The organism is Bradyrhizobium sp. (assembly GCF_030646015.1).
Classification (GTDB): Bacteria; Pseudomonadota; Alphaproteobacteria; order Rhizobiales; family Xanthobacteraceae; genus Bradyrhizobium.
Genome location: NZ_JAUSLT010000199.1, coordinates 18,686 through 38,655 on the forward strand (window position 1 = coordinate 18,686; position 19,970 = coordinate 38,655).

A 19,970-nucleotide genomic window follows, 5' to 3' on the forward strand; every position below is an offset into this window, starting at 1 on the left:
TTATTTTCACTATGTTGGATAACCCTGAACGGCCGTTAAGTCGGTCTCCCGTCATTCGGACGGACGATCCGGAAGAGATGCGCCATGCGCTGTTTACGGTCTACGGCGCAAGCGGATTTGAGGTCCCTGATGCCGACGGCTTTGAAGGTGTGGCCAACTATCTTCGGCTCACAAATGTGAGCCTTGGCTTCTGCGGGTATGGCGCGAAGACAATCGTCGACTTTCCGGAGTCCGATTTTGCTCGGCTGCAGATTGCTCTCAAGGGCAGAGCCGCCACCATTCTCAAGGGCCGTGGCATTCCGGTCAGTGCGCAGCGGCCTTGCATCGTGCCTTCCGGGCAACCAATAAGAGTCGTGTTCGAACCCGGCTATGAACAGCTCCTCCTTCGAATAGACACCGCAGCGCTAGAGAAGGCACTGCTGACCCTCTTGGGGGCCAAGCCGCGGGGCGCCCTGATACTCGACCCCTTTGCGCCCGCGATTGAGCCCAGCTCACGGGTCTTGCGCGACCTGACCGTGTTCCTCGCCAACCAGCTTAATTCGACAGCCGCTCAGTTGCCGGAGGCTGTTCTTACAGAGCTGGAGCAGGCACTTATGATGGCCTTCCTTTCAGCCCACCGGCATAACTTTAGCGAATTTTTGGAGGCACCCGCAAAGGACGCAGCACCGCGCGTGGTTCGGCTGGCGGAAGAATATATTGAGGCATCATGGAATCGCGCCATCACCATCGACGAGCTGGCATCGCAGACCAACACGAGCATCCGTAGCCTTTACGCGGCTTTCAGGAAGAGCCGTGGATACACTCCAATGGCATTTGCAAAAACGGTGCGATTGCAGCATGCGAAAAAGATGCTCCAGGAAGCAAATCAACGAACTTCCGTCTCCGAAATTGCTTTCAAATGCGGCTTCGGAAATCTCGGCCACTTCGCGAACGACTTCCGCGAAATGTTCGGCGAGCTTCCATCTGAAATGTTAGCGCGAACACGCCGGGGACCGTAGCTCGCTCCAGCCGCAACGGCTGCGTGCTCTGATGATGTCGCTCCGGGTCAAAAGCAGACCTCGGCCCGGGTGCCCGTGATGTCGGCTTGCCTGCTTCAGCAGTTTCAGCGCCGACAGCGGCGTGTGGCCCGGCTTCTCCTTGACCTGGGCATGGAACGAGCGATGCGCAAACGTATCGACCAGCAATTGCTGGGCCTCGATGCCGAAGAAGAAACTCTGGAACAGTCTGGCCGCGTTCGGGTTGGGCGCGCCGCGAAAAATGCCGGAGGGCACGATGATCAAGGGGGCGCCCTCGTCCGGCGGCCGATGCCGCCGACACCTTGAGTACGTCGCGTCGCGGCGGGCGCGCCAGGCCATCCCGGCTACTCCGGCGGCGTTCCCAAGAAGCGGTCGCGCTCTTCCTGCACGGAATACGGGGTCGGTATGGGATCGCTTGTGGCGCCGGCCGATGAATCCAGGCAGAGACGCAGCATGCGCGCGAGTTCTGCCCGCCGATACGGCTTCACCAGCAAGGGAATGTCGGACGAAAGCCGGCCATGACGGATGAGCGCATCATAGGTGTAGCCCGACGTGAACAACACCTTCAGCGACGGCCGCTGCGCGGCCATCACTTCGGCGAGCTGTCTGCCGTTCAATTTTCCCGGCATCACAATATCGGTGAACAGCAAATCGAATTCAGCCCCCGTATCCACAATCGCCAGGGCTTCGGCCGCATTCGAAGCCACCAGGACCTTGTAACCAAGGCTCTGAAGCTGAGCGATCACATAGGCCCGCACGCTCGGGTCATCCTCCACGCAGAGGATCGTTTCGGCGCCGCCCGGCGATTGCAGATCTTCCGTCGCCGGCGGCCGGAGGCCGCCCTCCTCGGCTCGTGGCAAATAGATCCTGAAGTTGGTGCCGCGACCTGCCTCGCTGCGAACCTCGATATTGCCGCCGGACTGCTTGGCGAACCCGAACACCATGCTAAGGCCGAGCCCGGTGCCCCTGCCGATTTCCTTGGTCGAAAAAAACGGTTCGAAAATCCTGTCGCGGATCGCGTCGGGAATACCGGTGCCGGTGTCGGTCACATCGACGATGATGTAGTCGCCGGGATGATCGACCCCCCTTGCTGCGCCGGCCGGTCCGTCCAACGTGATATTGTTGGTTGTGAACGTCAATTTTCCGCCGTCGGGCATGGCGTCGCGGGCATTGATGGCGAGGTTGACGAGTGCGGAGCTGAGTTGGCCGGGATCGACATGTGCCAGCCACAGATAGTCGCTCAGGTTCGTCTGGATCTCGATCTGCCTTCCGAGCGTCGGCTCCAGCAATTTGGCGGCTTCTTTCACGAGCTCATTAATGTCCGTCGTAGCGGGCTGCAGCCGCTGTTTTCTTGCAAAGGAGAGCAGATTCGCCGTTAGCTCCGATCCCCTGTCGGCCGCCTCGGCGATCATCTTTGCAATCGAGGCAAGATCCGGCCGGTCCTTGACGCCTTCGGCGAGAATATCGATCGTGCCTGTGATCACCGTAAGCATGTTGTTGAAGTCGTGGGCGATACCGCCGGTAAGCTGGCCCACCGATTCCATCTTCTGTGCCTGGATCAGTTGCTCTTCTGCGTCCAGCCTGGCGGTGACATCCCGGAAAAACGCGTTCATGATGTAGCCGTCGCCGCGCCGTAACGCCGCAATCGACACTTCGACGAAGATCTCGGTGCCGTCTCGTCTCAGTGCGGGCGCCTCGTACCGCCAGCCCCGCGAGCCGGTATCCACCTCCTTCAGGAATTGTATGAATTGTTGCCTGTTCAACTCGCGCCGTCGTTGCGGAACGATCACCTCGCGCGCGCTCAGGCCGACAACTTCCGCACGGGTCCAGCCAAACATCGCCTCCGCCTGCGGACTCCACTCGGTGATGGTGCCCGTGTCGTCGATCTGGACGAAGGCATCGAGTGCGGTGTTGATAATGGCCTGCGCCATTTGCTCGCTGTCGACCAACGACTGATGTGCTCGCTTCTGTTCCGTGATGTTGCGGAAGACGGTCACTGCCCCGCGCAGCGAGCCGGATTCGTCCCTTAGCGGCCTTGCGTTCGCGACGATGTAAGCCTGATCGCGGGACGTCTCCGCTTGAACGACGAATTCCATGTCGTCTACGCTTTCGCCGCCCAGCGCCCGCGCCAGCGCCGAACCCGCAGCCGGCAGGCGCGTCACGCCGTCCGGATAGAAATAGCTGAACCGGCGCAACGCGTCGGCCGGATCGGCGCCCGGCACTATCTGGAGCAGGCGCTGGGCAGCGGCGTTGGCAATGACGATCCGGCCGCTTTTGTCGGCGACCAGCACGGGATCGCCGATACTTGCGATGATATTTTCGAGCAGCGCCTGCTTCGCCCTGAGTTCGGTTGCCATTCCCGCGAATTCCTCGGCGAGAACACGGACCTCGGCACCGCCTCCCGATGGCAGCACCTTCAATTCGCCACGCGACAGCCCCTTCACTGCATCGGTTATCTGCACCAGGGGTCTGGACAGCGAGCGGGCCAGCAGGAGCGCGACCAAAATCGCAAGGAAGATCGCGAGCCCGCCCCCGATCTGTGCGGCGCTGTTGACAGCCGCCAGACCGAGGTCGAGGCTCGCGTACTTGGCGGCAACCAGGATCGTCAATCCAGGCCCGCCCGCAATCGTCACGGGGGCCCAGCCGACGCCAAATCGTGCGCCGCTTCGATCCTTCAGGACTTCGCTCTTGTGAGCGGCTCCGGCCGCCAGGGCGAGATCGAATGCTGGAAAATCGTCCTGGACGCGCGCTCGTACCCCGGATGCGGAGAAGCGGATTCGCTCCGGATGAACAAGATATTCGCCGGCGCCGTTCGCGATGGAGATCGCGCTCCCATCGAGGCTATCGGCGCGAATGCGCTCCAGCTCGGGACTCAAATCCAGATCGATAACGCAGATCCCGAATTGCCGGCCGTCCGGTGTCCGCAGCGGCATGCCGACAAGAACCGTCGCGGCCTTGCCCGGGCTGCCGTCGGTCTCGGACCCGATCGGTGAGAGGTAAGCGTCAGGCTTCGCGAGGTTGATGACGCGCTTGAAATAATCGCGGTCCCCCACCCGGACCAGTTCGGCGTCGGGCACGGCGCGCGATGCGCCGCCCGGACCCGTGCGATCGACGCGTACCACTTCGCGCCCCCCATCGGCGGCACCGATGATCCGCAACTGCGCGTATTCCGGGTTCGCCCGCAGGATCGACGCAAATCGGGCTTCGATGCTTTCCCGCAACTGCTTCTCGGCCGGCAGCGTGGTGAGGACACCGGCTGCCAGTTGCGCCACGCCGACTCCGCTTTGGATCATCAACGCGTCCCGGCGGGCTCCGTCCAGGGCCGCTTCCAGCCTGGCGGCGCTCAACGCGGCCTGGGTGGCCAGCCGATCGAGCGCGCGCGGAATCGCCGCCTCGGTAACCGAGTGATATGTGATGAAGCTCAGAACGGCGGTCGTCACCAGGACCAGCGACACCATCGCAAGCGCCAGCCGGGTCGACAGCCTCATTCCACCGAGCACTTGTTTCGCCCTGTTCTCGATTTATTGATTTCTTGCGCTGGATGACCGGACAGCGATGGTGCCGTATTTAGTGAACACCATATCCAATGCCCGCGGCCTCATTAGCCCAAATCGCGATCATCAACATCAATCTCCAGCCCCGTAAAATTACGGGCCCGCCGTCCCCATGCATCGACCGACAAATACCTGCCGGAATTCGGCCAGCGCGAGCGCAGCCCGACGGCTAGCCGGCCCGCTGGCGCGCGACCAGCGCGTCGCCGAACGCCTGAAACAGCGCGCGGTTGATCGGATTGCGCTGCGGATCGTACTCCGCATGCCACTGCACGCCGAGCGCGAAGCCCGGCGCATCCGCAATCCGGATCGCCTCGATCGTGCCGTCCTCGGCGACCCCCTCGACCACCACCCGTTCGCCGGGCTCCAGGATGCCCTGGCCGTGAAGCGAATTGACGCGGATGGTCTCGCACCCCAGCAGCGTTGCAAAGGCGCCGCCGGCAACGAGATTGACGTCATGGCGGTCGGCGAAAACCACCGTGGGATCGGGATGGATTTCGCCGCTCTCCAGCCGCGGCATCCGATGGTTGATGCGCCCCGGCAATTCCCGGATTTCGGGGTGCAGCGAGCCGCCAAAGGCAACGTTCATCTCCTGCAGGCCGCGGCAGATGCCGAACAGGGGTATGCCGCGCGCGACACAGGCCTGCGACAGCGCCAGCGCCAGGCCATCGCGCTGCAGGTCGTAGGGCTCGTGGCTGGGGTGCGGTTCGGCGCGAAAATGCGTCGGGTGAACGTTGGCGCGGGCGCCGGTCAGGATCACGCCGTCGACCACATCCAGCAGCGCACCGATATCGGTAATTTCAGAGCAGCCGGCGAACATCAACGGCAGCGCGCCGGCCACTTCGGCCACCGCGCGAAGATTGCGCTCGCCGGTCATCTGCGTCGCAAACCGATCCTCGACGCGATAGGCGTTGGCGATCACCCCGACGACCGGCCTCCTCATTGCCTGGCTTCCAATCTCACGTCGCAAATCTCGCATAGATTAGTCGGGCTGGATCATGCCTGCCGCCCCGTACCGGATCAATATGCCACGCCGGAGCGCCGGCCTGCATTGCTATTTCCGTGTGAAAGCATCCCTGGAATCGATGACCTCGCCGGTCCGCACTCCCGCGGCCTGGAGCGCCTTTTCCGCCGCCTTGCCCGCCGCATCGTCAGCGCCATTCAACCACGGCAATCTGGCCTCGATGCCGCGGGTCACGGGATCGCCCAGCGGACCGCCGAAATCGAGCGGCCAGACGCCATTCGGCAGCACCTCGGCCGAAATGCCGCGGAGCCGGATGCCCTTCCCCAGCACGCTCTCGATATTGTCGGGTTGCACCCGGCGTGCGGAAGCGGGATCGGCGGGATCGGTAAAGCTGACCAGCACCGGGATCACCTCCCCCGTCACGGGCACTGTGCCGGTCATTCGGCTCATCTGGTTGAACGACACATTGCGTCCCGCGGCCTTGTAGGCGCGCAATGCCACGTAGTTGATCTCGTCAAGTTCGAGCGATTTGTCGATATGCGCCAGCAAGGCCACCAGGTTCTTGCCGCCGCCGAGATCGACGAACACGGCATCGCCTTTGGTGCTGGTCTTGCCGCCGCGGCTGTAGCTTCGGTCGGGATGGACCGCCATGATGCCGGAGGCGGATTTGACGCCTTCGGGCGTCTCCACCTCGAGCGTCAGGCGGTATTTGTGATTGGGCCGGTTGATCCTGATCTGGTCGCCGATGACAAGCGCGGCCAGCAACAGCAGCGGACCGACGTATTTGAAGTTCATACCGATCATCCCTCGCCGACCCGCGGCCGGATCCTGCGCCCCGCTTTGCACAACCGACGCGCCAGCGTCAAACCGGCGCCTTCCGCGCTTGATCCCGGGCGCATTTCGCACAAGAGTGCCGCCGGAAATCGGTTTGAGGGGGAATCAACGTGGCAGTCTCGGCTGACGATCGACTTCGGGCCCGCAACGACCTGGCATGGTCGATATCGGTCGGCGGCATCGGCGTCGTCGCATTCGCAGCCCTGTTGCTGTTCGCCTGGCATTTCGCGGCGGCGCTGTTCCTGATTTTCGCCGGCATGCTGCTCGGCGTCGCGCTCAACGCGATGACCAGCCGGCTCGGCACCATCGTCAGGCTGCCGCAAGCGCTGCGGCTGACCCTCGTCTGCCTGGTGCTGGCGGGCATGCTGTCGGGCGTGGTGTTCCTCGGCGGCGCCACCATCGCGAAACAGGCCACCGTGCTGAGCGACACGATCAAATCGCAACTGGTCAACGTCAAGGCGTTCCTGGAGAAGAACGGCATCGATACCAGCTATCTCGAGCTCGGCAATATCGGTGCGCCGACCGCTTCGTCGACCCAGGAAACGTCTGCAACGCCGGCAGCGCCGGTGCCGCATAATCTTCCGAGCGCGGGCGCCATCGCCTCCGGTGGCGGCGCCATCGTGAGCCAGACCCTGAAAGTGCTGCTCGGCACCGTCAGTGCGGTCGGAAACTTCTTCATCGTGCTGTTTCTCGGACTGGCGTTCGCGGCGCAGCCCGCGGTCTATCGAAAAGGGCTGTTGTACATGGCCCCCGCGCGGCACCGCGCCCGCGCGACCGCGATCGTCGACCGCATCGGCGAAACGCTGGAGCGCTGGCTGATCGCGCAGATCGTCACGATGCTCGCGGTGTTCTTCGTCACCTGGATCGGCCTGAAGCTCATCGGCATCCAGAGCGCGTTCATTCTGGGGATCCAGGCCGGATTGCTGGCCTTTATTCCGACCATCGGTGCGCTGATCGGCGGCTTGATCGTGGTTCTGGCGAGCCTCGCCTCCGGATGGGTCGCAGGCGCCAGCGCGTTCGTGCTCTTCATGGGCGTCCACGCGCTGGAAAGCTACATCCTGACCCCGATCATCCAGCGTCACGCGCTGGATATTCCTCCCGCCACGCTATTCGCTTTCCAGATCCTGCTGGGCGTCGTGTTCGGCATCTGGGGCCTGGCGCTGGCGCTGCCGCTGATGGCGATCGCCAAGGTCATGATCGATCATTTCAAGGCGGAGAAAAGCCCGCCTGATTCGGCTACGGCCGGGTTCAAACCGCCGAGGTGAGCACCGTCTCGGTATGTTCGACCTCGGGCGGCGAGGCAAAATACTGCCCGACCAGCCCGCGCCATTCCGTGAAATTCTCCGAGCCGCGGAAATCGATGGTGTGGTTCTCCAGCGTTTCCCATTTGGCCATCAGGCGATAACGCTGCGGCTTCTCGATCGAGCGATGCAGTTCGAAGCCGAGAAACCCCTTGGCGCGGCCGAAGGCTGCGCGGGCCCTGGCGACCGCCGCCTCAAAATCCTTTTCGGAGCCGGGCTTGATGTCGATCTGTGCGATTTCGGTGATCATCGGGGGCGGCCTTTCGCTGGAGAATGGACGTCTCTAGCGCAGCCGGTCGCAAAGAAAAAGGGCGCCTTGCGGCGCCCCGGCATATCAGTTTCGCGGCCACATTCAGCTGAACAGCAGCACGGTGCCTGCGACGATCAGGGTGCAGCTGGCGAACATCGCCAGCGGCCAGTGGCTGCGCGGTGCGCCGTAGCGGCCCTGCGCCCGTCGTTCGCTGATCAGCGCCGTCTCATATTCGTCCGACGTCGAGAACATGCAGGCGAATCCGCCGCGCGCCGATGCGGCTGCGGCTTCGAGCGACATCAGGGCGGCGTTGGCGCGATGGCTGGGGGCTGTATTCATGGGCAGCATGATATCGATGGAATGGTAAACGCAAGGTTACCGCCCGCGCTTACGCGGGTTGCGTAACCGCCGGCTTCGGCGCTTGACGCGAAATGCCCGCGGTCTTGCGCCGCCAGTTTTCCAGCGACAGCGGCAGCTCCTCCGCCGCCTCGACACGATTGCGGCCGCCGCGTTTGGCCTGATAGAGCGCGGTATCGGCCGCGGCCAGCAACACCTCGAGCTCGGTGCCGGCCGGGCCGCCGGCCACGCCGATGCTGACGGTGGTGTCGACCGGTCCGGTTTCGTCGACGATCCCCGAACCTTCAAACGCCTCGCGGACGCGTTCGGCGGCGACGACGCCCTCTTCCAGCGAACAGGGCAGCAAGGCGGCGAACTCCTCGCCGCCGATTCGTCCCGAAAGGTCGGAGATGCGCAGCCCGTTGACCACGACGGCGGCGAACAGCTTCAGAATCTCGTCGCCCGCCGGGTGGCCGAAGCGGTCATTGATCGACTTGAAATGGTCGATGTCGAAGATCATCACCGTGACCGGACGGCCGGCATTGGCCTCGCGGTCGATCACCCGCGAACACGCCTCGGCAAAACCGCGGCGGTTGAACATGCCGGTCAGGGGATCCATCGACGCCGCGGTCTTGTGCGCGGTCACCGCGCGGTCCGACACCAGCATGAAGATCACGAACACGGTGCCGACCGCGTAGAGCACGAGCTCGATGGAGAACACCGTCACCCAGATGCTGCCGGAGAACGTTGCATCATGCGCGTGCAGGAGATCGCCGAGCAGGATCGGCAGCATCAGCACGAAACCGTGCAGCATCGGCACCACGATGGCCGGCCAGCGCTTTTGCAGCGCCCTGCGCCGGTCCGACCACAGCTCGGTGGCGGTCAGCGCGGCATAGGCAGCGACGATGCCGGCGCCGATCGTCATGCGCATGGCGGAGGCTTCCGGCGCCAGCGTCATGACGGCGGCGATCCAGGCGATCGCGCCCAGCACCAGCCCCGGCCAATTCGGCTTGCGGCCGTGGAAGACGCGCGACGCGTTCCAGACCATGCCGCAGGCCACGAAGCCGACGGCGTTGAGCGCCAGCGAAAGCAGTTCGCCGAGCGCGCCGGCGGCGAGCGTCCACAGCGCGACGGATGCCGCGCCGAGCAGATAGGCGGTGCCCCACCATTTCAGCGCCGGGATGTTTTCCTGCTTGCCGAAAAACAGCAGCATGGCTCCCAGCATGGCCGCAACCATCGTGGCAACGAGATACAGCGTGGAAATATCGAGCGACATGGTCCACCGGAAGTTTGTGATGCGCCGGCAGCCGGCGCGCTTGAAATCAGCCCCGCGCCGTCACCGTGGCGCACGCTAGTACCGCGCCTGTTCGAAATTCGTTTGCACGCATACGAAACTTTTCAGGAAAAACTGCGTCAACTGCTTGGCAAATACGCAGCAAAAAGGGCGCCCTGGGGCGCCCTTTGGTATTCCCGGCAGGCAGCATTCGCTGCCCGGTCGAAGCCATCAGCGCTTCGAGAACTGGAACGACTTGCGGGCCTTGGCGCGGCCGTACTTCTTGCGCTCGACAACGCGGGAGTCGCGGGTCAGGAAGCCGCCCTTCTTCAGGACGCCGCGCAGATCCGGCTCGAAATAGGTCAGCGCCTTGGAGATGCCGTGACGCACGGCACCGGCCTGGCCCGACAGACCGCCACCGGCGACGGTGCAGATCACGTCGTACTGGCCCGCGCGGGCGGCGGCGACCAGCGGCTGCTGGATCATCATCCGCAGCACCGGACGGGCGAAATAGACTTCGACCTCACGGGTGTTGACGATGACCTTGCCGGCGCCGGGCTTGATCCAGACGCGGGCAACCGCGTCCTTGCGCTTGCCGGTGGCGTAGGCGCGGCCCTGCTTGTCGACCTTCTTGACGTATTTCGGCGAATCCGGCGCGGCCGTCTTCAATGCCGACAACTGGTCGAGAGACTGCATGGTATCGGACATCTTATGCGGCCCTCATGTTCTTGCGATTCATCGAAGCGACGTCGAGCGATTCGGGTTGCTGGGCTTCATGCGGATGCTCGGCTCCGGCATAGACGCGCAGATTGCCCATCTGCACCCGGCCGAGCGGGCCGCGCGGGATCATGCGCTCGATGGCCTTCTCGACCACGCGCTCGGGGAAACGACCCTCGAGGATCGACTTCGCGGTGCGTTCCTTGATGCCGCCGATGAAGCCGGTGTGATTGTAATACACCTTGTTCTCGCGCTTGCGACCGGTCAGCACGACATGCGCCGCGTTGATGATGATGACATGGTCACCGCAATCGACATGCGGCGTGTAGATCGGGAGATGCTTGCCGCGCAGGCGCGTGGCGACAATGGTGGCGAGCCGGCCGACAACCAGACCTTTGGCGTCGATCAGCACCCACTTCTTCGTCACCTCGGCGGGCTTGGCCGAAAACGTTTTCATGTGAGGAAATCCGTGAAAAGGGGACATCAGGCGCATCAGCGCCGAACTGCGCGGTTTCTAGATGGCTCCACCGTACGCGTCAACGCCCATGACGCATAATTCTCCTAGCGAAAACAATAGCTTATAAATATGGTGTTATATTACCGTCTAAAACCCTAAGGTTTTGGAATGGAATAGGTCGATGTCACATGGGCGATCGGATCGGGCGACGTTCCCGACAGCAGATTGACCTCGCCGACCGCCAGCCGCTTGCCGAGTTTCAAAAGCCGGGCTTCCGCGAGGATATCCTGGCCGGCCTGCCCCTTACGCAGAAAATTGATGTTGAGGTTGGTGGTCACGGCGAGACCGATCGGGCCGATCGCCGAGAGCAGCACCACATACATGGCGCAATCGGCCAGCGCCATCAGCGTCGGCCCCGAAACCGTCCCGCCCGGACGAAGCATCCGCGCGCTGTAGCGCTGCCGCAGCAGGCAGGTCGTTCCGTCGGCGCTCTCGATGGTGGTGTCGCCGCTGCCGAAGGATTGTGGAAATTCGACACGAAGGAACTCCTCCAGCTCAGCCACGCTCATTTTCACAACTGCCATGTCGCTCCCGTTACGCTCCCGCCTGCCCTCGCCTCGCTGGGCTTGTTACATTATGGTGACGCACCTGCCCTAGTGGAAATTTCCGATGCCCGCCCAAACCGCCCGCGCCGCTACGCCGCCATCCCCGATCCTGCTGCGCGAAACGGTTGGCAGCATCGCGGTGCTCACGCTCAACCGCTCCGCGGCCCGCAACAGCCTGTCGGAAGGCCTGATCGCCGAACTGCACGGCGCGCTCAACCAAATCCACGACGATGCCAGCGTGCGCGCGGTGGTGATCGCGGCCAACGGCCCGGCCTTCTCCGCCGGCCACGACATGAAGGAACTGACTGCCCGCCGCAGCGATGCCGATCGCGGCCGCGCCTATTTTGCCACCCTCATGAACGCCTGCAGCGCCATGATGCAGGCGATCGTGCAACTGCCGAAACCGGTGGTCGCCGCCGTGCAGGGCGTCGCCACCGCCGCCGGATGCCAGCTGGTGGCGAGCTGCGATCTCGCCGTGGCGTCGGAGGCCGCGACCTTCGCCACGCCCGGCGTCGATATCGGGCTGTTCTGTTCGACGCCGATGGTGGCTTTGTCGCGCAACGTCCCGCGCAAGCAGGCGATGGAAATGCTGCTGACCGGCGAGCCGATCGCTGCAATCACGGCGCGCGACATCGGCCTCGTCAACCGCGTCGTGGCCGCCGGCACCGAACGCGACGCCGCGATCGCATTGGCGCAGAAGGTCGCGCTGAAATCCGCCTATACGATCAAGCTCGGCAAGGAAGCGTTCTACCGCCAGGCCGAAATGAACCTCGCTGAGGCCTATCGCTACGCGGCGGAAGTGATGACCGAGAACATGATGGCCCGCGACGCCGAGGAAGGCATCGGCGCGTTTATCGAAAAGCGTGCGCCGACATGGCAGGATAAATAGACGCCTCATCCTGAGGAGCGGCGCCTTCGCCGCGTCTCGAAGGATGGCAACAGGCAGTGTGCCAGACGGTTCGAGACGCGCGAAGACGCGCTCCTCACCATGAGGAACCGGGAATTTTTCTGAATGAACCACGACAATTACGACGACAATTACATCCGCGGCATCCTCAACGGCGTGAAGTCGATCGCCATGGTCGGCGCGTCGCCGGTCAATGTGCGGCCGAGCTATTTTGCGTTCAAATATCTGGCGCAGCGCGGCTATGACATGATTCCGGTCAATCCCGGTCATGTCGGCAAGAACCTGCTCGACAAGCCCTTCGTCGCCTCGCTCGCGGATATCGGCCGTCCCGTCGACATGATCGATATCTTCCGCAATTCGAGCCACATCATGCCTGTCGTCGAGGAGGCGCTGCGGCTCGATCCGTTGCCGAAGGTGATCTGGATGCAGCTCGGCGCCCGCGACGATGCCGCGGCGGCGAAAGCCGAGGCGGCCGGTATCAAGGTGGTGATGAACCGCTGCCCGAAGATCGAATATGGCCGACTGTCCTCGGAGATTTCCTGGATGGGCGTCAATTCGCGCACCCTGAGTTCGAAGCGCGCGCCGATGCCGACCCAGGGCATGCGGCTGTCGCTCAATCGAACGAGCCTCGGCGGCGGCGAGACCGCCGCGTCCGACCGCGCCGCGAAAAACAAGACCGACCCCGCCTGACGCCGATGCGAACCGAATCTTTTGAGAACGCGGCTCCGCGAAGCACGAGCATTCTCAATACCGGATGAGGCACTCGATCGCCTTGACGGCGGGCGCGCCTGCCGCGAATGTCCCCCGAACGGACGAGGCGGATTGCACCGCCTCGAACTACAAGACCGCACCTTGCCACTCGTCCTGCGCGGCGCCGCCAGGCTCCCACACCACAGCGACGGGCCCGCCAAAAAGGAAAAACGATGACCGACCGCCTTCCGGGTTTCTCCACCCTCGCCGTGCATGCCGGCGCGCAGCCCGACCCCACCACCGGCGCGCGGGCGACGCCGATCTACCAGACCACGTCGTTCGTGTTCAACGATGCCGACCATGCCGCCTCGCTGTTCGGCCTGCAGGCGTTCGGCAACATCTACACCCGCATCGGCAACCCAACCCAGGCGGTGCTGGAAGAGCGCATTGCCGCGCTCGAGGGCGGCACTGCCGCGCTGGCCGTGGCATCGGGACACGCCGCACAGGTGGTCGTGTTGCAGCAACTGCTGATGCCCGGCGACGAGTTCATCGCGGCGCGAAAACTCTATGGCGGCTCGATCAACCAGTTCACCCACGCCTTCAAGAGCTTCGGCTGGAACGTGGTGTGGGCCGATCCGGACGATGTCGCCAGCTTCGAGCGCGCGGTCACCCCGCGCACCAAGGCGATCTTCATCGAATCGATCGCCAACCCCGCCGGCTCCATCACCGATATCGAGGCGATCGCCGCGGTCGCCCGCAAGGCCGGCGTGCCCCTGATCGTCGACAATACGCTGGCGACGCCCTATCTGATCCGCCCGATCGACCACGGCGCCGACATCGTGGTGCATTCGCTGACCAAGTTTCTCGGCGGCCACGGCAACTCGCTCGGCGGCGTCATCGTCGACGCCGGCACCTTCGACTGGTCGAAGGACAACAAATATCCGATGCTGAGCGAGCCGCGCCCGGAATATCACGGGATCCGGATCCAGGAGACTTTCGGCAATTTCGCCTTTGCGATCGCCTGCCGCGTGCTCGGCCTGCGCGACCTCGGCCCGGCGATCTCGCCATTCAACGCCTTCATGATCCTGACCGGCATCGAGACGCTGCCGCTGCGGATGGCCAAGCATTGCGAAAATGCCAAGGCGGTGGCGGAATTCCTGTCCGGCCATCCGGCGGTGGCCGCGGTGAACTATTCCGGGCTCGCCGGCAACCCCTACAACAACCTCGCGCGCAAATACGCCCCGAAGGGCGCCGGTGCGGTGTTCACCTTCAGCCTCAAGGGCGGCTACGAAGCCGGCGTCAACCTGGTGTCGAACCTGAAGCTGTTCTCGCACCTCGCCAATGTCGGCGACACCCGCTCGCTGGTGATTCATCCGGCCTCGACCACGCACAGCCAGCTCGACGATGCCGCCAAGATCAAGTCGGGCGCCGCTCCCGACGTGGTGCGGCTGTCGATCGGCATCGAGGACAAGGAAGATCTGATCGCCGATCTCGAGCAGGCGCTGACGGCGTAGAAATGATGCGTCTCCGGATGCAGCCTGTATGCGCGCAAACGAATGGGCCCGGCACCAAGTGCCGAGCCCATTTTTTCCGACCAATCAGGGACTATTTCCTGGTGTTGGTCTTGGAAGAGCCAGTCGTGGTCTGATGGCCCGGCGCGTATTCGGAAGCGCCGGGTGCGCCTGACTTTTTCGCATCCTGCATCTTTTGGCCGGGGGCATATTCAGATGCTCCAGGCCCTGTCGATTTGGTGGTGCTGTTGTTCATCTGCTGACCGGGCGCATTGCCGGACGCGCCGGGCGACGTACCCGATTGAGCAAAGGCCGACGCTGCGAAAAGCATGGTTCCGGCAACAAGCAGAGATTTCTTGATCATGTGTTCCTCCTCGATTGAGTGGTCCACATCCAACGTCCGCTAACTCGGGACGTTCCGATTTATCCCGATGGCGCCGGAAGGAACATGCATGAATGGACTTTCAGAAATCCGGAGATTGCATCCTTGTCATCCACGTTCACTTGCACATCACGATGCCAACGCGCCTCCGGCTGAATTCAGCCATTTTCGCGTTAACCCTCGTCCCGCTATTTGATCCCCCGTTCCGGCAAAAAATGGCATGCTGCGGCCGTCCAAACCCGGAGCTGGCCATGCTGCGCTGGATGATGCCGTTTCTGATTGCGATGCTCGCGATCCCCTCCACTGCGGAAGCTGCCGGCCCCGCCGGCAAGGCCGCGGCGCGACGCGCCGCCGGCCAATTGCCACCGGGACTTCCGCGCGCGAATTACAAATTCAGGACGACGGTGGCTCCGGCGATGCGGTACCCTTCCGCCCAATCATTGGTTGACGGACCCGACGTGCTGTTCACACCGTCGACCGGATATGTGCGTTACATTCCGCCCGCGGTCGGCGTCACGTGGCTGCCGGCCTATCCAGCCTGGCCCGGCTATGGGGTGCTGCCGGTCACTTACGAATACCAGGGTCCGTGGTTCGCCGGCCCGGATTTCGGTACCTGGAACGGCTGGTCCTATGGTTACGGCTGCGGCCTCAACAGCTACGGCAACCCTTGGTGCTAGCGGTTCAACCGGCCTGTCCTGCAGGCACACTCAGTTTTCGCGGCGTGGCCTGCGGCTGCGCCGCCAGTCGCTCGACCTGGAAAATCGCCAGCGTCAGCACCACCATGGCGACGGCCTGGTGCGCCAGAGCGAGATCGATCGGCACCTGATACAGGAGGGTGAAGATGCCCAGCACCGCCTGCAGGATCATCGCCGCCGCCAGCCATACCGCGCCACTGATCACGGCGGTCGCGGCCCGCGCGCGGATAGCATCGACCGCATGCAGGATCGCCAACACTAACAGCGCATACGCGGTCATCCGGTGTTCGAACTGCACAGTCAGCGGGTTGTCGAACAAATTGCGCCACCACGGTTCTTCGAAGAACAGCCGCGCCGCCGACGGAATCAATGCGCCGTCGATTTCGGGCCAGGTATTGTAAATCCGTCCCGCGCGCAGGCCCGCGACCAGCGCGCCGACATACAACTGCACGAAGGTCAGCACCAGCAGCGCGATGCTGGTGATCCGCAGCCGCGCCGAGACGATGGCCGGAGGCCGGCCCGCCATCCGCCGCAGCGTCCAGACGATGGCAGCAAAGATGACGAGCGCCAGCACCAGATGGGTGGCGAGACGATATTGCGACACCTCGGTCCGCTGCGTCAGCCCTGACGCCACCATCCACCAGCCGACCGCGCCCTGCAACGCGCCGAGGCCGAAGATCAGCCACAGCCGGCGTTTCAGCTCCGCGCTGAGGGCGCCGCGCCACAGAAACCACAGGAACGGCAGCAGATAGGCCATCCCGATCACGCGCCCGAGCAGCCGGTGGCTCCATTCCCACCAGAAGATGGTCTTGAACTGGTCGAGCGACATGCCGGCATTGAGTTCGCGATATTGCGGAATGGTCTTGTAGGCCTCGAACGCCGCCGTCCATTGCGCCTCGCCGAGCGGCGGCAGGGTACCAGTGACCGGCTTCCATTCGACGATCGACAGGCCGGACTCGGTCAGCCGCGTGGCGCCGCCGACCAGCACCATGATCGCGATCAGCGCGGCGATCGAGAGCAGCCACCATCTGACGGCGATGGTTGGGGGGGCGGCTTGCTGTGCGGGAACAACGGTCATCGATGCCGTGCTTGATTGAACTGGCGCGCCCCTTATAGTCCGCCCCTTCCCGCGCGCAAGTTGCGCAAACGCAAAGAAATGCACATTTCCGTCATGGCCATACGCACCCGCAAATTCATCGGAACCATCGCCCTGCTCGTGCTCGTCGTGGTGTGGTCGCTGCTGGGCATGACGGTGGCACAGACGCCGTGGCTGGCGAATTCAGGCCTGCTGCAGGCGATCTTCTACGTCGTGGCCGGCATCGGATGGGTGCTCCCGGCGATGCCGATCATCAGCTGGATGTCGAAGCCGGATGCTTAGCCGTAGCCCGGATGGAGCCAACGGGTCGGCGCGCAGCGCTGCCCGATGGCGCAATCCGGGAACGGAGGTGAGGTCGGCCCCGGATTTCGCAAGGGCTCCATCCGGGCTACGGGACTGAACTCATCTTGATCAGGATGAGGATCTCAATTCTCTTCGTCCCGAACCCACCTCCGCGTCGGCGCCACCGGTGCGAAGGCGGCGCCTGACAGCAGCACCCGCATGACGCGCAGCGAGCGTTGCCGTCCGTCCCAGGAAAGCCGCGGCAGCGCGTGCAAATTGGTGCGGCCCTCGGCCCGAACCACGCCCGGCAACGCCGACGCCGCACTGACAAAACCGGCCTCCTCGGCCATCTGGACATGCTTGCGGGCGAAGGCGGCGCGATCGCCGAACGGATAGGCGAAATGCCTGACCTCGCGGTGGAATGCAGCCTGCGCGACCGCCCGGCCCATCGTCATCTCGCGCTGCGCGTCGACGTCTTTCAGGTTCGACAGCACGGAATAGTTGACCGTCGCACTGCCGATCGTCACCAGGGGATCGGCGGCAAGTTTTGCCAGATCGTCCCAGTCCATCGCAGCTTCGCGCGACAGCGCCGCGAGGTTGACCGAGTATCGCTTGCACAGATCGTTGATCGCGGCCGATAGATCCGGCGGCGGCAGCGTGCGCATCCAGCCCGAGAGAAATTCGTAGAGCTGGTATTTTTCTGCATTGCCTTCGATGTCGAAGTGCCGCTCGTGGCGGTCCATCACCAGGCTGAGCCGGCCCTCGCGCGCGATGACGGCTTCCAGTGCCAGCCACCAGGCTTCGCCCAGGCGGTCCGGAAACGCGGTCGGCAGGTAAACCGTGAACGGCACGCCGTGCCGCGACAGCACCGGATAGGCCGATGCGATCATATCCTTGGTGCCGCCGTCGAAGGTCAGGCCCACGAACCGCCTTGGCGTGGGCGCCGTGACCGCGCGGTGGCAAACCTCGTCCATCGAGACGATATCGAACTTCCAGCGCTTCAGGGCCCGGATCGTGCGGTCGAGAAATCCCGGCGTGATTTCGTGCGAGCGAAGCGGTTGAAAACGGCCGGCGCGCCGCGGCCGCACCCGTTCGAACCGCAAGACCACGCCGGCGCCGCCCGTGCCCCGGCCGCTCAGCCAATGCCGGCCGGACAACCAAGCCAGCTCCAGCCGGAGACTAGTCAGAAAGAGGTTTTCGGATGACAAATTCGCGTCCCCAGATGCGGCCGTCCCGCCCGCCGCTGCAAGCATTGTCCTTACTCTTTGTTGACATTTCTTTGCAAAGGTCGGCCCAAGCCGAAAAATGTAAATAATCTCCTACATCCGGGTATAGCGATGACCATGGCCGCCGCGATCGACAACCGAACGGGGCATGCGCCGGCATCGACCGGGATCAGCCGCATCGCCGGCGTGGATATTCTCGGTGATCTCGGCCAGGCCGAGAGCATCTGGCGCAGCCTCGAAGACATCAAGCAGTTTTCCACGCCGTATCAGCGCTTCGATTTACTCAGTGCCTGGCAGCGGCAGGTCGGCGCCCGCGAGGGCCATCGTCCCTTCATCGTGATCGCTTATGACGCCGAGCGCCGTCCGCTGTTGCTGCTGCCGCTCACGCTCAGCCACGAGCACGGCGTTCGCACCGCGAGCTTCATGGGTGGCAAGCACGCCACCTTCAACATGGCGCTGTGGGACCGGGAATTTGCCGTCGCAGCCGGCGCGACCGATCTCGACGCCCTGATATCGGCGATACGCGCGCGCGCCGAGGCCGACGTTCTGGCCCTGGGCCAGCAGCCGTTGACCTGGCACGGCGTACCGAACCCGATGGCGCTGTTGCCGCACCAGGCCTCGGCCAATGACTGTCCGCTGATGAAGATCGTGCCCGAGGAGCCGCCGACGGCGCGGATCTCGAGTTCCTTCCGGCGCAGGCTCAAGGGCAAGGAACGCAAGCTGCAGGCGCTTGCCGGCTATCGCTCTCACGTCGCGACATCGGACGCCGAAATCAAGCGGCTGCTCGACTGGTTCTTCATCATCAAGCCGCAGCGGATGGCGGAGCAGAAACTGCCCAACGTATTCGCCGACCCCGGCGTCGAGGAGTTCGTCCGCGACGCCTGCATGGCGCAGCTTGCGGACGGCGGCCGGGCCATCGATATTCACGCGCTCGAATGCGACGACGAGGTGATTGCGATCTTCGCCGGCGTCAATGACGGCCACCGCTTTTCCATGATGTTCAACACCTACACGCTGTCGGCCAACTCCAAATACAGCCCCGGCCTGATCCTGATGCGCGACATCGTCGACCACTATGCCGAACGCGGCTATCGCGCGCTCGACCTCGGGATCGGATCGGATGACTACAAGCGGCTGTTCTGCAAGGACGACGAGCCGATCTTCGACAGTTTTATTCCGCTCAGCCTGCGCGGCAAGCTGGCCGCCGCCGCAATGTCAGGCGTCAACCGCGCCAAGCATCTGGTAAAGCACAATCCGGCGCTGTTCGAACTGGCGCAGAAGCTGCGCGGGGCGTTTCGCTAGGCGCGGATCTTCGTCGCGGAGCAAGACTCCATCAACGTCATTGCGAGCGGAGTGAAGCAATCCAGCTTTTTTTGCTCCGCAAGAATGGATTGCTTCGTCGCAAGAGCTCCTCGCAATGACGTTGACAGACCGCCACACATCGACGCTGTCGTCGCCCGGCTTGACCGGGCGATCCAGTACGCAGCGGCCTCTCGGATAATCTCAAACGCCTCTGGAATACGGGTCGCCCGGTCTAACGCCGGGCGATGACAGCGGTGGGTGTGCGAGCAGTCTGCCTTACGCCGCCACGACCCGCGGACCAACCTGAACCGTATCCGATGACGGCTGCACCGGCTTGCTCAGCATCGTCACCTCGGAAAAGCCGACCGCGCACAGCTGCTCGCACATCAGGGTGCGGGCGTCCGGCGCCATCGAGGCATCCGGCACCACCACGGCGCGCGCCTGCGCCGTCAGCAGTTCGGCCGGCAGGTCGGAAGCGGTGCCGGCATCCAGCACCACATGGTCATAGACCCGCAGCAAGGCATCGATCGCCAGCGTCAGCCGCGGCGATTGCAGCAGGCTGCGGTCCGAACCCG

The 19,970-nt window shown here is 63.8% G+C and carries 21 protein-coding genes and 1 pseudogene; 8 read left to right on the forward strand and 14 right to left on the reverse strand.

The genetic code is table 11. The annotated features are described in order from the left end of the window. Nucleotides 1-77 precede the first annotated feature (77 nt). A complete protein-coding gene (locus Q7T45_RS28230) occupies nt 78-998 on the forward strand; it encodes an AraC family transcriptional regulator (RefSeq protein WP_304875427.1) in 921 nt (306 codons plus the stop codon). Here Q7T45_RS28230 and Q7T45_RS28235 read toward each other — a convergent pair. The 4 genes from Q7T45_RS28235 to Q7T45_RS28250 form a co-directional block, all read right to left on the reverse strand. Continuing rightward, the gene (locus Q7T45_RS28235; protein WP_304875429.1) at nt 972-1,355 is read right to left on the reverse strand and encodes a hypothetical protein; all 384 of its coding nucleotides are present in this window, start codon (nt 1,353-1,355) and stop codon (nt 972-974) included. The two genes, Q7T45_RS28230 and Q7T45_RS28235, sit on opposite strands and share 27 nt — an antisense overlap. Before the next feature lie 5 nt (nt 1,356-1,360). Continuing rightward, a complete protein-coding gene (locus Q7T45_RS28240) occupies nt 1,361-4,504 on the reverse strand; it encodes a PAS domain S-box protein (RefSeq protein ID WP_304875430.1) in 3,144 nt (1,047 codons plus the stop codon). Between the two features lie 235 nt (nt 4,505-4,739). Beyond that, the gene (locus Q7T45_RS28245; RefSeq protein WP_304875431.1) at nt 4,740-5,510 is read right to left on the reverse strand and encodes a gamma-glutamyl-gamma-aminobutyrate hydrolase family protein; all 771 of its coding nucleotides are present in this window, start codon (nt 5,508-5,510) and stop codon (nt 4,740-4,742) included. A gap of 111 nt (nt 5,511-5,621) precedes the next feature. Next, nucleotides 5,622-6,326 (reverse strand): hypothetical protein, encoded by a 705-nt coding sequence (locus Q7T45_RS28250; protein WP_304875432.1) that lies wholly within the window; start codon nt 6,324-6,326, stop codon nt 5,622-5,624. A 149-nt stretch (nt 6,327-6,475) separates the two neighbouring features. On the opposite strand from Q7T45_RS28250, the gene Q7T45_RS28255 reads away from it, so the two are divergent. Beyond that, nucleotides 6,476-7,630 (forward strand): AI-2E family transporter, encoded by a 1,155-nt coding sequence (locus Q7T45_RS28255; RefSeq protein WP_304875434.1) that lies wholly within the window; start codon nt 6,476-6,478, stop codon nt 7,628-7,630. Here the strand turns inward: Q7T45_RS28255 and Q7T45_RS28260 are convergent. From Q7T45_RS28260 to Q7T45_RS28285, 6 genes are all read right to left on the reverse strand, one after another. Continuing rightward, entirely contained in the window at nt 7,614-7,916 is a 303-nt protein-coding gene (locus Q7T45_RS28260; RefSeq protein WP_304875436.1) for an antibiotic biosynthesis monooxygenase, read from the reverse strand. The two genes, Q7T45_RS28255 and Q7T45_RS28260, sit on opposite strands and share 17 nt — an antisense overlap. Before the next feature lie 102 nt (nt 7,917-8,018). Further along, on the reverse strand, nt 8,019-8,255 hold the full coding sequence (locus Q7T45_RS28265) for a hypothetical protein (protein ID WP_304875437.1): 237 nt from the start codon (nt 8,253-8,255) through the stop codon (nt 8,019-8,021). A 49-nt stretch (nt 8,256-8,304) separates the two neighbouring features. Further along, nucleotides 8,305-9,528 (reverse strand): GGDEF domain-containing protein, encoded by a 1,224-nt coding sequence (locus Q7T45_RS28270; RefSeq protein WP_304875439.1) that lies wholly within the window; start codon nt 9,526-9,528, stop codon nt 8,305-8,307. A gap of 228 nt (nt 9,529-9,756) precedes the next feature. After that, the gene (gene rpsI / locus Q7T45_RS28275) at nt 9,757-10,233 is read right to left on the reverse strand and encodes a 30S ribosomal protein S9 (protein WP_304746716.1); all 477 of its coding nucleotides are present in this window, start codon (nt 10,231-10,233) and stop codon (nt 9,757-9,759) included. 1 nt (nt 10,234) lies between these two features. Next, complete coding sequence (gene rplM / locus Q7T45_RS28280) at nt 10,235-10,699, reverse strand: 50S ribosomal protein L13 (RefSeq protein ID WP_304746714.1); 465 nt, start codon at nt 10,697-10,699, stop codon at nt 10,235-10,237. A gap of 155 nt (nt 10,700-10,854) precedes the next feature. Further along, complete coding sequence (locus Q7T45_RS28285; protein ID WP_304875441.1) at nt 10,855-11,283, reverse strand: PaaI family thioesterase; 429 nt, start codon at nt 11,281-11,283, stop codon at nt 10,855-10,857. An 85-nt stretch (nt 11,284-11,368) separates the two neighbouring features. On the opposite strand from Q7T45_RS28285, the gene Q7T45_RS28290 reads away from it, so the two are divergent. The 3 genes from Q7T45_RS28290 (at nt 11,369) to Q7T45_RS28300 (ending at nt 14,415) form a co-directional block, all read left to right on the forward strand. After that, complete coding sequence (locus Q7T45_RS28290) at nt 11,369-12,193, forward strand: enoyl-CoA hydratase (RefSeq protein WP_304875442.1); 825 nt, start codon at nt 11,369-11,371, stop codon at nt 12,191-12,193. A 123-nt stretch (nt 12,194-12,316) separates the two neighbouring features. Continuing rightward, the gene (locus Q7T45_RS28295; protein ID WP_304875444.1) at nt 12,317-12,901 is read left to right on the forward strand and encodes a CoA-binding protein; all 585 of its coding nucleotides are present in this window, start codon (nt 12,317-12,319) and stop codon (nt 12,899-12,901) included. A 233-nt stretch (nt 12,902-13,134) separates the two neighbouring features. Then, nucleotides 13,135-14,415, forward strand: a complete 1,281-nt coding sequence (locus Q7T45_RS28300; protein ID WP_304875445.1) for an O-acetylhomoserine aminocarboxypropyltransferase — start codon at nt 13,135-13,137, stop codon at nt 14,413-14,415. A gap of 91 nt (nt 14,416-14,506) precedes the next feature. Here Q7T45_RS28300 and Q7T45_RS28305 read toward each other — a convergent pair whose 3' ends face one another. Next, entirely contained in the window at nt 14,507-14,776 is a 270-nt protein-coding gene (locus tag Q7T45_RS28305; protein WP_304875446.1) for a hypothetical protein, read from the reverse strand. Between the two features lie 269 nt (nt 14,777-15,045). On the opposite strand from Q7T45_RS28305, the gene Q7T45_RS28310 reads away from it, so the two are divergent. Next, nucleotides 15,046-15,471 (forward strand): hypothetical protein, encoded by a 426-nt coding sequence (locus Q7T45_RS28310; RefSeq protein ID WP_304875448.1) that lies wholly within the window; start codon nt 15,046-15,048, stop codon nt 15,469-15,471. A 4-nt stretch (nt 15,472-15,475) separates the two neighbouring features. Here Q7T45_RS28310 and Q7T45_RS28315 read toward each other — a convergent pair whose 3' ends face one another. Further along, nucleotides 15,476-16,567: a COX15/CtaA family protein gene (locus Q7T45_RS28315; RefSeq protein ID WP_304875450.1), complete on the reverse strand. Its 1,092-nt coding sequence runs from the start codon at nt 16,565-16,567 to the stop codon at nt 15,476-15,478. Between the two features lie 93 nt (nt 16,568-16,660). Here Q7T45_RS28315 and Q7T45_RS28320 point away from each other — a divergent pair, with 93 nt between their 5' ends. Next, nucleotides 16,661-16,867: a DUF2842 domain-containing protein gene (locus Q7T45_RS28320; protein WP_304875453.1), complete on the forward strand. Its 207-nt coding sequence runs from the start codon at nt 16,661-16,663 to the stop codon at nt 16,865-16,867. Between the two features lie 143 nt (nt 16,868-17,010). Here Q7T45_RS28320 and Q7T45_RS28325 read toward each other — a convergent pair whose 3' ends face one another. Next, nucleotides 17,011-18,024: a polysaccharide deacetylase family protein gene (locus tag Q7T45_RS28325; RefSeq protein WP_370691379.1), complete on the reverse strand. Its 1,014-nt coding sequence runs from the start codon at nt 18,022-18,024 to the stop codon at nt 17,011-17,013. 180 nt (nt 18,025-18,204) lie between these two features. Between Q7T45_RS28325 and Q7T45_RS28330 the strand changes: the two genes are divergently transcribed. Further along, nucleotides 18,205-19,395 (forward strand): GNAT family N-acetyltransferase, encoded by a 1,191-nt coding sequence (locus Q7T45_RS28330; protein WP_304875456.1) that lies wholly within the window; start codon nt 18,205-18,207, stop codon nt 19,393-19,395. 276 nt (nt 19,396-19,671) lie between these two features. On the opposite strand, the pseudogene Q7T45_RS28335 reads toward Q7T45_RS28330, so the two are convergent. Then, nucleotides 19,672-19,970: pseudogene (locus tag Q7T45_RS28335) on the reverse strand (lipopolysaccharide biosynthesis protein); the annotation flags it as partial.

Coding starts and splice junctions, on each gene's coding strand:
- Q7T45_RS28230 (WP_304875427.1), top strand. CDS start 78: ATGCGCCATGCGCTGTTTACGGTCTACGGCGCAAGCGGATTTGAGGTC.
- Q7T45_RS28235 (WP_304875429.1), bottom strand. CDS start 1,355: ATGGCCTGGCGCGCCCGCCGCGACGCGACGTACTCAAGGTGTCGGCGG.
- Q7T45_RS28240 (WP_304875430.1), bottom strand. CDS start 4,504: ATGAGGCTGTCGACCCGGCTGGCGCTTGCGATGGTGTCGCTGGTCCTG.
- Q7T45_RS28245 (WP_304875431.1), bottom strand. CDS start 5,510: ATGAGGAGGCCGGTCGTCGGGGTGATCGCCAACGCCTATCGCGTCGAG.
- Q7T45_RS28250 (WP_304875432.1), bottom strand. CDS start 6,326: ATGAACTTCAAATACGTCGGTCCGCTGCTGTTGCTGGCCGCGCTTGTC.
- Q7T45_RS28260 (WP_304875436.1), bottom strand. CDS start 7,916: ATGATCACCGAAATCGCACAGATCGACATCAAGCCCGGCTCCGAAAAG.
- Q7T45_RS28265 (WP_304875437.1), bottom strand. CDS start 8,255: ATGAATACAGCCCCCAGCCATCGCGCCAACGCCGCCCTGATGTCGCTC.
- Q7T45_RS28270 (WP_304875439.1), bottom strand. CDS start 9,528: ATGTCGCTCGATATTTCCACGCTGTATCTCGTTGCCACGATGGTTGCG.
- rpsI (WP_304746716.1), bottom strand. CDS start 10,233: ATGTCCGATACCATGCAGTCTCTCGACCAGTTGTCGGCATTGAAGACG.
- rplM (WP_304746714.1), bottom strand. CDS start 10,699: ATGAAAACGTTTTCGGCCAAGCCCGCCGAGGTGACGAAGAAGTGGGTG.
- Q7T45_RS28285 (WP_304875441.1), bottom strand. CDS start 11,283: ATGGCAGTTGTGAAAATGAGCGTGGCTGAGCTGGAGGAGTTCCTTCGT.
- Q7T45_RS28290 (WP_304875442.1), top strand. CDS start 11,369: ATGCCCGCCCAAACCGCCCGCGCCGCTACGCCGCCATCCCCGATCCTG.
- Q7T45_RS28295 (WP_304875444.1), top strand. CDS start 12,317: ATGAACCACGACAATTACGACGACAATTACATCCGCGGCATCCTCAAC.
- Q7T45_RS28300 (WP_304875445.1), top strand. CDS start 13,135: ATGACCGACCGCCTTCCGGGTTTCTCCACCCTCGCCGTGCATGCCGGC.
- Q7T45_RS28305 (WP_304875446.1), bottom strand. CDS start 14,776: ATGATCAAGAAATCTCTGCTTGTTGCCGGAACCATGCTTTTCGCAGCG.
- Q7T45_RS28310 (WP_304875448.1), top strand. CDS start 15,046: ATGCTGCGCTGGATGATGCCGTTTCTGATTGCGATGCTCGCGATCCCC.
- Q7T45_RS28315 (WP_304875450.1), bottom strand. CDS start 16,567: ATGACCGTTGTTCCCGCACAGCAAGCCGCCCCCCCAACCATCGCCGTC.
- Q7T45_RS28320 (WP_304875453.1), top strand. CDS start 16,661: ATGGCCATACGCACCCGCAAATTCATCGGAACCATCGCCCTGCTCGTG.
- Q7T45_RS28330 (WP_304875456.1), top strand. CDS start 18,205: ATGACCATGGCCGCCGCGATCGACAACCGAACGGGGCATGCGCCGGCA.